Annotated in this window: 13 protein-coding genes and 2 pseudogenes; 10 read left to right on the top strand and 5 right to left on the bottom strand. The window is 57.6% G+C overall.

The window, feature by feature from the left end; genetic code table 11:
* Positions 1-9: 9 nt before the first annotated feature.
* Entirely contained in the window at positions 10-351 is a 342-nt protein-coding gene (locus IVB54_RS24265; RefSeq protein ID WP_026233804.1) for an H-NS histone family protein, read from the bottom strand.
* 638 nt (positions 352-989) lie between these two features.
* Positions 990-1,334 (bottom strand): hypothetical protein, encoded by a 345-nt coding sequence (locus IVB54_RS24260; protein ID WP_157643100.1) that lies wholly within the window; start codon positions 1,332-1,334, stop codon positions 990-992.
* Here IVB54_RS24260 and IVB54_RS24255 point away from each other — a divergent pair.
* On the top strand, positions 1,324-2,070 hold the full coding sequence (locus tag IVB54_RS24255) for a response regulator transcription factor (RefSeq protein ID WP_018459419.1): 747 nt from the start codon (positions 1,324-1,326) through the stop codon (positions 2,068-2,070). The two genes, IVB54_RS24260 and IVB54_RS24255, sit on opposite strands and share 11 nt — an antisense overlap.
* Before the next feature lie 12 nt (positions 2,071-2,082).
* Here IVB54_RS24255 and IVB54_RS24250 read toward each other — a convergent pair whose 3' ends face one another.
* Complete coding sequence (locus IVB54_RS24250) at positions 2,083-2,355, bottom strand: hypothetical protein (protein ID WP_039800762.1); 273 nt, start codon at positions 2,353-2,355, stop codon at positions 2,083-2,085.
* A gap of 1,374 nt (positions 2,356-3,729) precedes the next feature.
* Here IVB54_RS24250 and IVB54_RS24245 point away from each other — a divergent pair.
* Both IVB54_RS24245 and IVB54_RS24240 read left to right on the top strand, forming a co-directional pair.
* Positions 3,730-4,212 carry a phasin family protein gene (locus tag IVB54_RS24245; protein WP_018459417.1) on the top strand — a complete coding sequence of 161 codons (483 nt, stop codon included), beginning with the start codon at positions 3,730-3,732 and terminating at the stop codon, positions 4,210-4,212.
* A gap of 119 nt (positions 4,213-4,331) precedes the next feature.
* The gene (locus tag IVB54_RS24240; RefSeq protein ID WP_083926557.1) at positions 4,332-4,535 is read left to right on the top strand and encodes a hypothetical protein; all 204 of its coding nucleotides are present in this window, start codon (positions 4,332-4,334) and stop codon (positions 4,533-4,535) included.
* Here IVB54_RS24240 and IVB54_RS24235 read toward each other — a convergent pair.
* Both IVB54_RS24235 and IVB54_RS24230 read right to left on the bottom strand, forming a co-directional pair.
* Positions 4,493-5,284 carry a Crp/Fnr family transcriptional regulator gene (locus IVB54_RS24235; protein ID WP_088930821.1) on the bottom strand — a complete coding sequence of 264 codons (792 nt, stop codon included), beginning with the start codon at positions 5,282-5,284 and terminating at the stop codon, positions 4,493-4,495. The genes IVB54_RS24240 and IVB54_RS24235 overlap by 43 nt on opposite strands.
* Before the next feature lie 584 nt (positions 5,285-5,868).
* Positions 5,869-7,383, bottom strand: a complete 1,515-nt coding sequence (locus tag IVB54_RS24230; protein WP_018459415.1) for a DUF2235 domain-containing protein — start codon at positions 7,381-7,383, stop codon at positions 5,869-5,871.
* A gap of 178 nt (positions 7,384-7,561) precedes the next feature.
* On the opposite strand from IVB54_RS24230, the gene IVB54_RS24225 reads away from it, so the two are divergent.
* The 7 genes and pseudogenes from IVB54_RS24225 to IVB54_RS24195 all read left to right on the top strand — a co-directional run bounded on the left by IVB54_RS24225 (position 7,562) and on the right by IVB54_RS24195 (position 15,529).
* Positions 7,562-7,762 (top strand): hypothetical protein, encoded by a 201-nt coding sequence (locus tag IVB54_RS24225; RefSeq protein WP_026233801.1) that lies wholly within the window; start codon positions 7,562-7,564, stop codon positions 7,760-7,762.
* A 772-nt stretch (positions 7,763-8,534) separates the two neighbouring features.
* Positions 8,535-8,677, top strand: a pseudogene (locus IVB54_RS41700) (IS5/IS1182 family transposase); the annotation flags it as partial.
* Between the two features lie 209 nt (positions 8,678-8,886).
* Positions 8,887-9,029: pseudogene (locus tag IVB54_RS24215) on the top strand (transposase); the annotation flags it as partial.
* A gap of 295 nt (positions 9,030-9,324) precedes the next feature.
* Positions 9,325-11,460, top strand: a complete 2,136-nt coding sequence (locus tag IVB54_RS24210) for an alpha/beta hydrolase fold domain-containing protein (protein WP_247363378.1) — start codon at positions 9,325-9,327, stop codon at positions 11,458-11,460.
* A gap of 80 nt (positions 11,461-11,540) precedes the next feature.
* Positions 11,541-12,755, top strand: a complete 1,215-nt coding sequence (locus tag IVB54_RS24205) for an ABC transporter substrate-binding protein (RefSeq protein WP_247335525.1) — start codon at positions 11,541-11,543, stop codon at positions 12,753-12,755.
* A 146-nt stretch (positions 12,756-12,901) separates the two neighbouring features.
* Positions 12,902-14,596: a long-chain fatty acid--CoA ligase gene (locus IVB54_RS24200; RefSeq protein WP_026233697.1), complete on the top strand. Its 1,695-nt coding sequence runs from the start codon at positions 12,902-12,904 to the stop codon at positions 14,594-14,596.
* A gap of 186 nt (positions 14,597-14,782) precedes the next feature.
* The gene (locus IVB54_RS24195) at positions 14,783-15,529 is read left to right on the top strand and encodes a TetR family transcriptional regulator (protein ID WP_083926536.1); all 747 of its coding nucleotides are present in this window, start codon (positions 14,783-14,785) and stop codon (positions 15,527-15,529) included.
* Positions 15,530-15,781 lie beyond the last annotated feature (252 nt).

Here is a 15,781-nt window from a genome sequence, read left to right as displayed (position 1 = left end):
ACGCCGTGCTCAACCGGTGCGGCGGCGCTTTTGGCTGGATGAGCGGTTAATCAACAAATCATTCAGCTTCTTGCCGGCTCGGAGCTGCGCCTTCAGCCAGCGGGGTTGCTTGCCACGACCGGACCAGGTCTCGGACGGGTTTTTCGGATTTTGATACTTCGGCAGCACTGGCGGGTAGGGGCGGCGCGCACGTTCCCCGTTGGGGGCCCCGGAAGTTCCCTCGATCCTGCGAAGCCGCTCTTCGAGCTTGGCTTTTTCCGCGATCATTCTCCGACTAAGAACAGTCGTCACTTCATCGTAAAGCCGCCACAGCTCAGCCGTGGTCGCGGATGCCCACTCGTCGTTCCTCATGGAAGCCGTCCCCACTACTTCCGATTTGAAATAGGAGGGGGGCTTATCAGGTCGAAGCCCCGTCGGGCAAGCCTGATCGGCCCGCGCACAGAACTCTAGTGTGCAGTGCGGTACTTCTTGACGCTACCAGCCGGGCCTGTGCCTTCGACCGGCCGGTCGCCTCCCAGCCGGTCTCCGCCGGCGGACCCTTCGCATCGGGCCGAGCAAGCGCTGCTCGGCCATCGACACGCGACTACGTAAATTCTGCAATTCGGTGAATTGAACGATCAGAGATTCATGCGTTTGCCGCAAAACAGCCGAAGAATACATATGACCACCTACTCATTACCAGCGATGACCCGTGACCGCAGATTGAAGTTTGCCGGGTTAGCGAAAATGTCGCCCGAACTTTGCTGACCAGGTTTTCATCGGTGCTGCTGCCGAAGCAGAGCCGTTATCGTTCGAGACGTCTGATTAATGGTTGGAAAATTTCCACTCCTCATATTGAGGTTGGATGAATAGTATTACTTTTTGAGCCTCCTCTTCGAGTTGTGGGTCGAGGCTTTTCAGCTGCCTCGCTCCGGTCAAGTTTGTCGAATGTTAGATTTGAATCATGAATGTGACTATATATCGTTCGTAATAAGTGGTCGGTGATGAGCTTAATGGCGGTTAACCAATCCTGACAAGGCAGCCACATACTGGAGCGCCAGATCTGCGGGAGAGTTTTGCAGATCATAGCCAGCTGAGAAGGCGCTGTTTTGTAGATGAATCGGCTGCTTCGGATTTTCCATGGAGGACCGCAATCCTACGGTGCTGCACGCATTCTCAAAGCGAGTTACAGTGGTGTGGCCATCATGCGTTGCCGATGCGCGCCGTGACGAATTGACAGTGCGGCGTTTTGGCAGAACGGATTGGTTGTGCTTCCCGCGCGTCGTGAGGTGAATGCAGGAATAAAAACTGCCGCGCGGGGTATCAGGAATAGGCAGGGGAAGCATGCGCCGCATCAGAGTCGTCATCGCGGATCGGCACCCGATCGTCTTGCAGGGGATCAGCAGCGTCCTTGCGGCGCAGCGCGATTTTGCGATCGTGGCCGCCTGCGGCGATACTGCAAGCTGCATTGGGGCCATCCGACTTCTGGTGCCCGACATTGCACTGGTCGATATTGCAATGCCCAGTATCAGTCGACCGGACATTCTGGCTATCGCAAACACCGCTGGCCAAGGTACCCGGGTCATTTTCTTCGCTGAAAAGACCGGCGATCAAAGGTTGCAGACGCTGGCCGCGGGCCGCGCCTGCCTCGTCCTCACGAGGGATGCTGAGCCGGAGATGCTGGTCGCGACCCTGAGGAAGGTTGCGGAACGCCAGGGACCGGTATCGCGGTCGCCGTGCACAGGTGGCGAGGGCCGTGGGGAGTCTCACACCGGTGAGGAAAAGGCTCCGACGCAGCTGACCGACCGGGAGCGGCAGATCATGAGACTTGTATCGGAGGGGCTGTCGAACAAGGAGATTGGGCGTTTCCTGAGCATTACCGATGGTACGATCAAAGTCCACCTTCACCACATCTTCCAGAAGCTCGATATCAGCAATCGAACAGTTCTCGCGGCATTTGCAATTTCGCAAAACGGGAAACATGCGGCCGCACGTGAACTCGCCTCTTCCGGCCTACTACAGCAGGGTTCGGCGGTTCGAAACGACGAGGACGTCAAGCGCAGCAATGTCCTTCCGGAACGCACGCGTTAGCTGGACATCGCATCATGCTGGGCCGTGAGCATCGGTTGCGGCGCGCAGATGCTCGGCCATGTTGCGGCAGACTCCTTCGGCCTCAGCCAATGTTCGGAAGGGCGACCCGCTGATCTTGATCGCGCCATTGTTCTCGTAGAGTGGTCGCCAACTCGCCAGGTACCCGGAGCGTCCGTGAAAGCCCGGACCGGTAGGGCTCTCCAGGCTGATCACAAACGAGAAGCCATCGCCGCTCGCGCTCCAGATCTCCATGTTTTCGATGGGCCGGTGAAATTGCAGTGGCATGGCAATCATCCGTCGTGCGCTGCCCTTAATCAAGCTAATCAGATATATGCATATTAAATATTAGTTTGACACTCCAGATTGGGGTCCCGGCGCCGGGGCGAGCAAGCCCGAGGCCATGCTGGCAATCTGCCGGCGGCGCACGCCTCGCAATCCCCATCTTTCAAACAAAATTTTGGTTGAAAGTCTATTTAATATATAATACCAATAAAGCAAATTAAATCAAGGGGAGCCCATCGTGACCCAAGGTGGCAATGAAGATGACGACCGGCGGGCGTTCCTGAAAACCTGCGGAAGATTCGCGGCCGTGACACCCCCCGTCATAACGCTGCTGCTGTCGACCTCGCTGACCTCGACAGCCATCGCACGTTCAGGCGGACAGAACGGAGCAACGCATGGCGATGACAGGGACCAGTCATTCTTCGACAACGATCGTCCGTCCTCTGCGGCCTCGGGGTCCTCTGGCGGCGGGTCACCTGGAGGTAGTGGCGGACCTGGGGGGCGCCGTGGTGGCTCATCTGCTGCTGGAAAGCCATCCGGCGGGGGCGGCAGATCGGGCGGAGCGACCGGTGGCAAAGGACCTTTCGCGACGGGAGGGAACTCCGGAAATCCGGCCGCATATGGAGGGGTCGATTGTGCAGATGAAGAAGACGACGAGCGGAGGCACAAGCCCGAGTGCGAGCGAGCCGCCTCTCGACTTTCGAGCGCAACCCGCTCCGAGCCTTGACAACGGTTGGATCCGCTGTTGTTGCAAGCTGAGCAGCCAGACCCAATGCAGCGTGCCGTGCGCCGGGGCACATGAGTACTTTTTTAACGCGCCGCCGCATCGTCATCGGCAACGCAGCATGCCGAATTAGTCGCGTTTTCCTTTGATTTCATATTTTTTTGCCCACGTCAAAGCTGGCGGAATTCTCGCGGACATATTGCTAGGAGACCTCACATGAAAATCTGCGCTCGAGTGGACAATCCTGCCGCTGTTCTTCGCCAGCGTCTCGAAGCGCTTGCCTCTCAACTCGCAGAACTTGAGAGTCTCAGGGACCGGGTGGATCGAGAAGAGAACCATCAGCGCGAGCTGCGCCAGTCCGGCTATCTCAGACGACGAGCAAGCTCAGAGTGCAACCGAGCGGTCGCTGCAACGTCGCAGATCTAAAGCTCCGCCTGGTCGCAACCCATCAAATTATTTCAGCGAGAGTCCGAAAGCGAACGGATGTTTCGAATTTAATCGATCATATTTGGCTTCGGCAGGGGCCGAGCGGTTCATCCGCAGCAGCCTCCGGTCACGCCGAGAACAGGGGCGCTGGTTTTCTGGCGCAGTACGTGCCGGGAGCGGGGAGTCTTCAATCCATTAACTAGTTTCGCTCGAAAGGATGAAAGCTCGTGAATGATGCCAATGTGAAAGTCGAAACGCAGGCCGATCCGGTGAATGAGAACACGAATGGTGCAAAACCAAGGTTCGATTTGCCGCTTTTGAATTTCCAGGAACTCCTCCGTGGCTTCGCCGAGCAGGGCGCCGCACAGACCAAGAACAATATCGCGAGCATGAAAGCGACTTCCGAGGAGATCAGCGACATTCTCCGTGAAGCCTGCTCTATGAACGCCAGAGGGGCCGTCGATTACGGCGCCAAGGTCATCGAGATTTCCAAAGACAATACCAGCGCCACCCTGGAGTTTTTATCTCGCCTCGCTGAGACCAGGTCGCTGCTGGATATCGTGCATCTTTCGACCGCCCGAAGCCGCGAGGCTTTCGAAGTCGTCTCCGCACAGAATAGGGAGCTTTGGGAGCTCGCGCAGAAAGTTGCGATCGAGACGACCGAGCCCATCAAGACCAGCTTCAACAGAGTGCTGCACAAGACCGTCTGAACCGAGGCTACCGGCCGCGCGGATCGACTGGACAGGCGTCTCCGCAACGGGGGGACGCTCGGTCCAGTCGATGGCGGGCCAACGTGCTCAGGGTCCGCAACAGATTGCAGGAAATCAAGATGGGTGTGGTAATGATCAAGTGCCCGGAAACGGGCGACGCTATTTCGACGGGTATCGAGACTGATCGCGAAAGGTTTCGCTGCAGCGCGGTATTCTTCTCGCGCACCTATTGTCGGGTCTGCGCGGCTACACACGAGTGGTTCGCGCGAGAGGCCTGGGTCTACGAGCCTGCCCTGGATAGTCGGTTGCCGGGCGGCTGGTAGGCGTCTCGTGCCGGCGCCGCTTGAATAAGTCCTGCTCCGCCACGCGAGATTATTCGATCGATCCTGCGGCTCATCACCTTGTAGCACTCGCATGCCACGGCTTCGAGCCGCGGCCGGTCAATCTCGAGCTGACCGCGGCGGTTGGATTTCAACGCTCTTGACGCGCGCAACGCCCTCACAACATGCGTGACCGTGGTGCGTCGGACGCCCAGTAGCTCCGACATAGTCTCCTGGGTCAAAGGGAGGAGATTGCTGCCATTCGCCCGGTCATGAATTTGAAGCAGCCAGCAGGCCATCCGAGCTTCGACGGAGTGCAGTGCATTGCAGGCCGCGACGTGCTGAAATTGCGTCAGCAGCGATCTCGTGAAGATCTGCACCATGGATGCGATCGCGGGGCTGCGACCCAGCGCCGGCAGAAATTGCGCCGCCGGGATCTGCAGCACGGCCCCTGGGACGCGGACCACCGCCGTCAGGGGGGAGCGGGATGCGCCAAGCGCCGACGTCAGACCGATGGCACCCTCATGGCCGACCAGCCCCGTGGCGACGGTCTGCCCGTTCGGCAAGTCCACAATAAAGGCAATCGCGCCACTGCAGGGGAAGAGAAGGTGATTGATCCGGTCGCCCGATCGGACCAGCACTGCGTCGCGCTCGAGCACGACTTTCCGCAGATGAGGTGCAAGCAAGGCAAAATCCGCCGGCGGCAACGCTGCTAACAATCGATTCTCAACTCTGGTCGCGTGATCCATCACGGGATTCGTCCCCGACGGATGGCCGGTGCTGGGACGGGGCCGCTGGTGCCCAACTGGCCGCACAACTCAACAGGGGTCCAACCGGTCACCGGAGATATGGTTCCCTTTGTAGAGTCGTGCGTGTGCGACGGCACCGCCACGCACGATCCCGCTAGATCCTGCGATTGGCTCCAACTGGGACCGGCAGGCTCGCGGGCATTGCAGTTGATGTCGGCCAAGCCTATCGCTCGTCCGGAAATAGTGTCATCCGAGCGGACGCTCTATGCCTGTGCGACGGATGCCAATTTTTGGCCGAGTATGCTAAGGCGGCGACCCGCCTAATCATTGAACGTTCTTAACTCGTGGCTGACTCTTAATCAGCGGGTCCCAGGTTCGAGCCCTGGTGCGCCCACCATATAAATCAAGACCTTAGCGAGAGAAACCGTTTGAGAAGGTCGAACTAAAACGGTTTTTCAAACGGTGTTTTTGATGGCCGGGTGGCGAGTCCACTCTCGGCATTGTGATGTGCCATCCTCGTCTCGGCGGAGGCCAAACGCGTCTCGAAGGCCGCCCGACAGAACCGCTTCCTCACTGTTGTATCTGGGTCAGAGCCGCCCGACATGGCCGGCGTATTCCCACTTCTGTTCAATGTCATCGGCGACGCATTGGGGCAGCTGCGCCGCGCTCCCATCGAAATAGTGCTTGAAGTCGACGTGGACCCTCATGTTGTCCGGGCGGTAGGCCACTATGCGATCGTAGAGAAGAACGGACGCCGCCTCGAAACGCCGATACACCGATTTGTGCATCGGTGATCTCGATTCTTCCGTCTCGGGATCGATCGGTAGGTCACGAACCCCGGCCTTGAGGAAGCCTCCCGCCTGCTCATTGTGCTGGGGACCCGCGGGATTGGGCGACAGCCGTAGCACACTGCCGTCGTGTTTCAGGCCGCCCGGAATGAGCGAAGCTCCGGCGAGCAACCAATTGAGCGCGACGTCTGAGAGCCGAGCCTCGTTCTCGATATAGCCGCCGCCGACATCGGCGTGCACGCCCGGAAACCAGACCTGTTCGAAGTAAAGATTGCCGTGCGCGTCTCGTTGGTCCTGCTTCTCGGCTGTGGGCGACCAGCCGACGCGCTTGAAATCGGCGCGGTTCTCGTCGATCGAGATCGCATGTTTGGCGTAGCCCACGTTGGGATTGAGGGTGGTGTCGTAGAATTTGTGCTTCGGCGGGGCGAGATGCACGGTTTGGAGGCGCTTCCATAATCCATAGCCGGGCAAGGATGGCGCGATCTTCAGATAGTTCATGAGAAAAGCAATCAGCGCTGTGGCGATGCCGAGGTAGCTCAGAATCCAGGCCACCCATCCGGCCCATGGAAAGACCGGCTGAAGGAAGCCACCGAGCCAGTGCAACCCGATCAGTAGCGCAATGCCGGCGGTCACGAGCGCCGCGCCCAGATATTTATGGCCGAGGGCGGCGACAGTATCGAACACGCCGATGAAGTAGGGAAAGACGTTCGCGTGCTCGGCGCCGTTGACGGTGGTTGTACTGCCGTACTGCCGTCTAAATTGTGCAGCGATTGCATCTCGAGTCTCCAGCAGGAACCGCCGGTATCCAAGAATCTTGCGCGAGTAGGATGGACAAAATTGATAGACATCCTTGACCGCATGCTCGGCCAGCTTGTGGATGCTCTTTGGATCGCGGCGCAAGTGCGAGCCATCGGGCATATGGCGCGGGACGCCGCAATGGGTCATGATCCCTGCAACCGATCGGACCGTGTAGGCGCCCCGGCTGAAACCGATCAGGAAGATCCGATCGCCTTCCTCATACAGGGCGATGATAGCGGCGTAGCAATCGACAATGTTCCGAGTGATCCCCAGGCCCGTCGCCATGCTGGCGAGATTGTACAGCCATCGCATCCAGCCAATCTTGAAATGACCGCCATCCGACGCCGAACCGAGACCGGCATCGTAGAAGGCGACCTGTTCGGATGGTTCGACCTTCGTGTCCGGGCCGACGCGGCAGGCGCGGTAGAGCTTGTAAACGTTTGTCCGCGCTTCGTCGAAATTGATGCCGCCAGCCTGACCTGTGCCGTCGGAAAAGATCACAATGTTCTTCGGCATTCACACCATCCCCCAAAAGTGCGCAAAAAGCCAATCTATCACAGATTGCGTAAGCCCAACTGTGAGCTGGCCCACTTGCGGACAGCGCGCCGGGACCAGGGTTCAGAGTCAACTGATCGAGAGTTGCGCCTCAATGCGGCTGTGCTAGTACGCCCACTCTCGAATCGAGGAGCTTAGAGTGGCGAAGAACGCAAAGAAGACGGCTACAAAGAAGAAAACTGTGCGCCGTGAATACACAACGGCTGACGTGAAAGAGCTGCGTGCTCATTCGAAAGCAAAGACGCCCGTTGCAAAAATCGCGAAGCTCACAAAGCGCTCCGAAGGCTCACTCCGCCAAAAGGCACTCAAGCTTGGAATCCGACTCGGTCACCAGCGCTAAAGGCGGCATTATGGCGCTCAATAGAGTGTTCTCGACCAGAACGTTGTTGCAAATCGTCTGCGTTCTCGTTGCTGTCCTCGCAATGAAGTTGTTGAGCGCTCATTATGATGTCAGCTGGGCGACCGCAATTGGCGGTTGACCAGAGGAATATCCTGGAAGGCTGAGCAGAAAAAAGCCCATCTAGTGGCGAAGCTATCACGCGGCGGTCGAGCGTACGAAGTAATGGCGGCTTCGAAGCCGCAGGGTAAAAGAGGCTAGTCAAATCGAGGGCGAACGATCTCCCGACGTGTGCGGCACGCCTTCAACCAGCAACCAGATCGTTATGAGCCGCAGAATATCGATCGCCTTCGTGGATTTTTCTGCTTTTTCGTTCGGGGAGATCGCGTTTGTGGCGTTTCGCTAGCGCCGTTTCTGGTGCGAAATTGGTGCGGTCTAATCTCGACCTTCGTTCTGTGGAACAGGAGGTCGGTGGTTCGAGCCCACCCAACTGTACCAACAAAATCAAAGCGTTACCCCAGTATCCACTCGAACGATCCGATTGCTTACCACATAGCTACCGCACCGACAGGATACGTCGTCTAGTTCCAAAAACAGGCGTGCTTAACGACAGGTCACAGCTTCGCGTCTCTTTACCGCACCATTTCCACCTGATGAAAATTACTCAACACTCCTCGCGATTCGGCGGCATGAGGCGATCTCTGAAAACTGAGAGGTGGTTGAGAGTAGCTTCCGCGTTTACGCGCTGACCGGATCGACCGGCATGTACGGATCGATCTCGCTGGACTCGACCTACATCAAAGCCCATCGCTCCGCAGCTGGCGCAAAAGGGGGGCCTTCAACAATGCAATCGGCCGCTCGCGGGGCGGGCAGACCACCAAAATCCACGCGCTGACTGACGATGTCGGCCGTCCCTTGGCCTTCCTGATTACCCCGGGCAACACCCACGACCTGGTCGGTGCACGCGACCTGATCGGCATAATCCGCAATCCGCGCCGCTTGCTGGCCGATCGAGCCTACGACGCCAGAGCTTACGCGACGAACTGGCCGCACGCCGTATCAAGGCCATGATCCCGCTAAATCCGACCCGCAAGCATCCGCAGCTACGACAAAGCAGCATATGAGGTCGAAACGTCATCGAGCGCATGTTCTGCCGGCTCAAAGACTTCCGCCGTATCGCAACTCGATATGACAAGCGCGCAGACATCTTCCTGTCTGCAGTCTGCTCGCAGCCGCAATCTCGCGGTGGCCAACTGAGCCCGGACCCTAGGGCGCCGGGGCTTGAGGGGCCAGCTGGCCGCGTGGCGGGTGTTGTCGCCGCGATACCAGGGAAGATCCTGGTCCCGGATCGTAGGCGCTACCTCCGTCCCGGCGGGCTCTCTCTCTCTCTCTCTTTTCATAGAGTCCTCAGCAAAATCAATTGGTTGAAGCGACGGCATTGTGGTGGTCCGGCTCGGCCAAGCGCGGTGAACCAAGAGCATCCGCTTGACGAGGTTGCCGGAGTGAAGCTACTTACGAACATTCGTTAGTAGTCGATCACGGCAGCTGGTGGAGCGAGACAACCGATGCGGATGATTATCGTAGGAGCCGGAATTGCCGGCATGACTGCAGCAATTGCGCTTCATCAGAAGGGGCACGAGGTCCTCGTCCTGGAGCAGGCGACAGCGCTCAAGGAGATCGGTGCCGGCATTCAGATTGCCGCCAATGCTACGCTGGTCCTTCGCGAGCTAGGCCTTGAAAAAGACGTTGCAAACGTCAGCGTGATTCCGCAGTCGTACGAGATGCGGGATATCAGCACCGGTAAGCTGTTAAACTTGTCACCGCTTGGCGATCTCGGAACCAGGCATTGGGGCGCGCCGCTGTACAATATTCATCGCGCCGACCTTCTTGATCTATTAGCGAGCGCCGTTCCATCGGGAACATTGAGATTCGGTGCGCAAGTCGCTGGCTTTGAGCAAGACGACGACGGTGTGACCGTTCGCCTCGCTTCGGGCGAGCAAGTGCGCGGCGATATTCTGATCGGTGCGGACGGTATCCATTCCGTAATCCGAAAACAGTTGCGGGGCGCGGAGCCGACGCAGTTTTCGAACATCTTGATGTGGCGAGCGCTGATCCCCGCGGAAATGTTGCGTGATGTTCATCTCGAAGAGAAGGGAAATTATTGGCTTGGGCCGGGGCGCACGCTGATCACCTACTGGGTGCGGCCGAACAATCTCTACAGCATTCTGGCCTCGGTACCCGCTGCGGAGGTCCAACGCGAATCTTGGACCGAAAGCGGCGACATTGAAGACCTGCGACGATCCTTTTCCGACATCGAGCCGAGGGCGCGGAAGATGATGGAGCAGATCGAATCCGGCTTTATCACGGGCATGTACTACCGCGATCCAATCGACCGTTGGACGTATGGGCGCGTGACGCTGATGGGGGATGCCGCGCATCCTATGGTGCCTTTCCTGGCGCAAGGTGCTGCGCAAGGCATCGAGGACGCCTGGACTATGGCGACGGTGCTGGAAAAGGCCTCGAAGAAAGACGTTCCAACTGCGCTTCAGGAATACGAGCAACGCCGCCGTCCACGGACAACGCGTGTGCAAGCAGGCGCTCGTGCGATGGTGAAACTCACCCACGAAACGGAGCCTGATCGCATTCGAGCAAGGAATGGACGCTGGAAGGGTATGCAGCACATCGATCCCATGACGGAGACAACATGGGGATTTGTCTGGGGATATGATGTGTTGAAGGCCGTCAAGCTGCCTGCCGGCGAAGTTTTGGGTTTGTCGGCCACCAAGGAAGGCAAGAGCCTGAAGCGGCCGGAGAGCCAGCGCGCGTTTTCTCTTTGGAAAAATGCGTTCTCGCCCGAGCAAGTTGCGCGTGGGCATGACGGGCTTCGAGAAGGATACGAGGAATTTCTGGCGACGAATTTTCCCCTCAGTAAGGAGGTTGGGGTCGAGTCCCTTGAGTTGCATGGCGTCCCGTCGCTGCGTGTGCATGCGTTGAGGAAGCGCGCAAACGCGCCGACCGTTCTGCATTTTCATGGTGGGGGCTACGTGCTCGGTTCAGCGCGCGGATCGCTTGAATATGCGCATCGGCTCGCGGAAGCCGTCGGTGGTACGTCCATTGCCGTGGATTATCGGCTGGCGCCGGATCATCCGTACCCAGCTGCGATAGACGATGCGCTCGACGCATATCGTGGCCTTGTTAATAGCGGCGTTCCGGCGTCTTCCATCATCCTCAGCGGAGAATCGTCCGGCGGCGGACTCGCGCTTGCGTTGGCGCTGGCGCTGAAGACCGCAGGAACTCCGTTGCCGGCCGGCATCATCGGCGTGTGCCCATTCGTCGACCTTACTTTGCGCGGACCGAGCGTATCCCAGTTCGCCGGAGATGATCCCGCCGCAAATCGCGACATGCTCACATATCTCGGCGCTTCGTATTTCCAGGGGCATGAGCCCACAGACCCCATGGTCTCTCCTCTCTACGGCGATCTCGCCGGGCTTCCGCCGCTGTTCCTGACCGCGAGCGAAGGAGAGGTGCTGCTGAGCGATACAACTCGCTTGATCGAGCGTGCACAGAAGGCCGGAGTCGATGTGACCTCGCGGATCGTGGATGATTCCGTGCATGTCTACACAATCTTTCCGTTCCTGCCGGAGACCGCCTCGACAATGAAGGCGATTGGGGAATGGATCGAAGGAAGTTTTAATCGATAAGCCTGGATGCGAAGTCAGGCTCGCTTCGGTGTGGCCTCACCTCGTTGAAAGACCAATCACGAAATGAGGAGGAGAATTCTATGGGGATTGCCAGGGGATTAATGCTCGCGTCCGCTCTCGGAGTGATGTTCACGGGAGGCCTGCAAGCGCAGCGACTGGGTATTTCAAACGACGTCGTGAAGATCGGCATCCTCGGCGATATGTCTGGTGTCTTTCAGGATCTCAGCGGGGCAAGCTCGGTAGTCGCGGCGCGCATGGCCATTGATGATTTCGTCAAGAATGAAGAACCTCCATTCAGGGTCGAACTGGTCGTATCCGATCATCAGAACAAGCCGGATATCGCGATGACCCGCGTTCGCGAGTGGTATGATGTCGACGGTGTCGATATGGTCACGGATTCGATCAATTCAGCAGTTGCTTTGGCGGTATCGGGACTTACGCGCGAAAAAAATCGCGTCCTGATGGTCACTGGTGCAGGAACCGTCAGTTTGATCAACGAGCAATGCTCGCCAAATACTGTGCTTTATACCTGGGACACGTACGGAATCTCCCGCGCTCTGGCCGGGTCCATCACGCGCTCAGGTAACAAGAACTGGTATTTCCTGTCCGTTGACTATGCGCTGGGTCAGGCGATCGAGAAGGATGCGACCAAAGCGATCATCGCTGCGGGTGGCAAGGTCATCGGGTCGCGGAAGCATTCGACCGGAACCTCTGATTTTTCGTCATTCGTGCTGAGCGCTCAAAGCTCGGGAGCGGATGTGATCGGATTGGCAAATGCGGGCGGCGATCTGATCAACGCGGTTAAGGCGGCGCGCGAGTTCGGGGTTTCCCAGACACTTGCCCCGATGGCCGCGACGCTGATGGATGTGCATGCGATCGGATTGGAAGCCGCGCAAGGCATGGTTCTGGTGGAGGGATTCTATTGGAATCGTAACGATGAGTCGCGGGCGTGGAGTCAGCGTTTCTTCAAGGAGCGCAATAGAATGCCGATCATGCTCCAGGCCGGCCTCTATTCCGCCATCACGACTTACCTGAAGGCGGTCAAGGAGACCGGGACAGACGAAGCGAAGACGGTGCTTAATCACATGAAGACAATGGCGATCAATGATGTTTTCGCTAAGGGAGGGCGGATTCGTGAGGACGGTCGCATGGTCTACGACATGTACGTCCTGGACGTGAAGAAACCCGCGGCATCCAACGGCGAATGGGACGATCTCAACGTTCGCGAAACAGTATCCGGGGCAGACGTCTATCAGCCGCTTTCCGAGTCAAAGTGCCCGCTGGTGTACAAATGACCAGAGTTGGCGGCGTGGGCTGACCGGAAAGCTACGGATGTAGCTAAGAGGATTCTCGCCAACGATGCTGTGACAGCTACACCCCGGAAACCGCGCCGCTGTTGAGCGACTGTTCGAATTCTTCGTCTGGACTAAAGGTTGGCAAAATGCAGCGTGATAAGCGATCGTTAACGGCCTGGCCAAAGCGGCTGCCGGCTGCAGTTGAGCCTCCCGCCACCTCGTTGTGGGACAATCTGGCCGTCAATGCGCGCCGATATCCGGATCGGACAGCATTGGCTTTCCTGGGTGGTAACATCAGCTATCAGCAGCTGAAGCAGACCTCTGAGCGATTGGCTGGCCGTTTGCATGCGCTTGGCGTTCGGCGGGGAGACCGCGTCCTCGTGGTGATGCAGAACTGCCCTCAACTCGTGATCGCGCACTTTGCAATTGCTCGAGCAAACGCCGTTGTTGTGCCTGTCAATCCGATGAATCGAGCGGAAGAACTGCGTCACTACATCACGGATGCGCAAGCAAAGGTGGCGATTACGACAGCGGATTTGGCCGGGGAGCTAGCCGCTGCGAGCAATGGCATCGAATCCGGCAGTCATCTGGAGCATCTGATCCTCAGTCACTTCGCCGATGTGTTCAGTGAAGACGAGCAATTGGCGATACCGCAAGGGTGGCGGGACTGGCTAACGGCGCGGCATCCTTCGCCGAACCTCGCTCGCGGCAACGTCGTCCAATGGCGTGATGCAGTGCGGACAGATGACGCGCCCGGCGAACTGCTCATAAATTGCGATGACCTCGCGCTTCTTCCGTATACCAGCGGGACCACCGGTCTGCCGAAGGGGTGTATGCTGCCTCATTCGAACGTCATGCACAACGCCATAACGATGTCGTTCTGGACCAGCGGCACGCCGGAAATGGTGAGTCTCGCGGTTTTGCCCTTGTTTCATATTACGGGCATCGTGTGCGTAATGCACGCTTCGATCTTCTCGGGGGGAACGATGGTCATCATGCCGCGGTGGGATCGCGAAGTGGCCGGCCAACTCATTTCGCAGTACGGTGTGAGCCACTGGACGTCGATTCCCACCATGATCATCGATCTGTTGGCCAGTCCCCGTCTCGATAGCTACGACCTATCCAGCCTCGTCTATATCGGGGGCGGCGGTGCGGCGATGCCTCAGACCATCGCCGAACGTCTGCTTGATCAATTTGGGCTGCAATTCGTTGAAGGGTATGGTCTCACCGAGTCATCAGCGGTTACGCTGATGAACCCGTGCGACACGCCAAAGCTGCAATGCCTGGGTATCCCCTTTATGAGCGTCGACGCGCGGATCATAGATCTCGATAGCGGGCTTGAGGTGGCCGACGGGGAGCAAGGCGAAATCGTCGTACATGGTCCGCAGATTTTTCGAGGGTACTGGAAGCGCGAAGACGCCACCAAAGAGGCGTTTATGACAATCGGCGGGAAGCGGTTTCTGCGTACGGGAGATATCGGATATAAGGACCAGGATGGCTATTTCTTCATCACGGATCGCCTCAAGCGCATGATCAACGCGTCGGGGTACAAGATATGGCCTGCCGAGATCGAGGCGCTCATGTTCCGACATCCGGGAGTTCAGGAAGTTTGCATCATCAGTTCAACGGACACTTACCGGGGCGAAACAGTGAAAGCCCTTGTCGTGCGCAAGCCGTCGCATGGGGATCTCACCGCGCAAAGCCTGATTGAATGGTGCCGCACCCAAGTCAGCGCGTACAAAGTTCCTCGGATTGTCGAGTTTGTAGTTGGGTTGCCAAAGAACGCCTCGGGCAAGGTGATGTGGCGCTTTCTGCAGGAAGGCGAATCCGCGAATAGATAATCGTCTCTAACAGTTGCCCGGAGATGATCACCGGGGTTGAATTATGTACTTCTGAATCCTCGTTGCAGGTGCGGCGCGTCTAGGCTGTATCTACTATCCGTCTGGAGGATCGATGCGCTTGGCAGTTCGGCATGGTTCGGCCAACTCTTTTGCTGAGGTCGATTGGTCGTGTGGAGCAAGACGTAGATGAGCCGGACAGTAATGAAGCGGACTCGAACAGGAGCGCTAGTGCCAACTGACGGAGCAGCCCTCAGTTATCTTGGCGAGGCAATCGACGAGGCAGCCATTGTTCAGCTGCCGGAATCTTCTGCTGGCCGGGCACGTATTCGCATTCTCCTGGCCGCCATAGCGTTGTTTGCTGAACGAGGTTACGAGACCTGCAGTATGCGCACAATTGCCAGCGCTGTCGATCTGCGTGCACCGACGCTTTACAATTACTACCCTTCAAAGGAGGCTTTGCTCGTAGCAGCGATTGATTTCGGTATCGATAATTTCTTCTCGTGCGTCCTCAAAGATATCGATCAAATAGGGCGAGGCCAACGCTTGTTCGAAATCGCTCGGCGTCATGTGGGTTATAAGTTACGTCATCAGGTGATCGCTCGGGCCAATGATCGGCTCATTGATCCTCAGTTTGGGAAGCTGTTTCTTTCCGAAGATGACCGAAAACACTTTGGCAGGCGTCTCGACGATTACAGATACAAGATACACGGTTTGGTTACAGACTTCGTCGGTGAAAGCGATCCAGTCGATCCAATGTTCGTCACGCTTTCCATTATGAACCAATGGGATCGTTCGGCCTATTGGTACAACCCTGAGGGAAGGCTATCACATGCGGAAACGCTGGAGCAGATATTGATATTGACACGCCGTCTTTTGAATGTAGACGTCGATGGACAAAGCAAGGGCCTCCCTAAATCCAAGCGCCAACGTTGACTCCGATCAACGGGAATAAATTTGATGCGCTTTTCGCTCACGAATAAAACAGGTATTCGCGAGAACGCAGGCTGCTGATGAAGCGCGCAGCCTAGGGCCGAATAATTGTCCTGCGCGGATAGCTTAGTTGAGATCAGCGCGGTTGGAAGCTCCGCCGGAGGAATTCCTGGAGAGCCACCGATCACTTGTTGTTAGATAACCCAGAGATCCCAATCTCACGGATGTTCGGCGATCACTTAGTTCATGCTCGTT

Source organism: Bradyrhizobium sp. CW1, from assembly GCF_023100665.1.
In the GTDB taxonomy this organism is placed as follows: Bacteria; Pseudomonadota; Alphaproteobacteria; order Rhizobiales; family Xanthobacteraceae; genus Bradyrhizobium; species Bradyrhizobium canariense_D.
The sequence above is the reverse complement of the archived record's forward strand: the minus strand, read 5'-3'. Positions and strand labels throughout refer to the sequence as shown.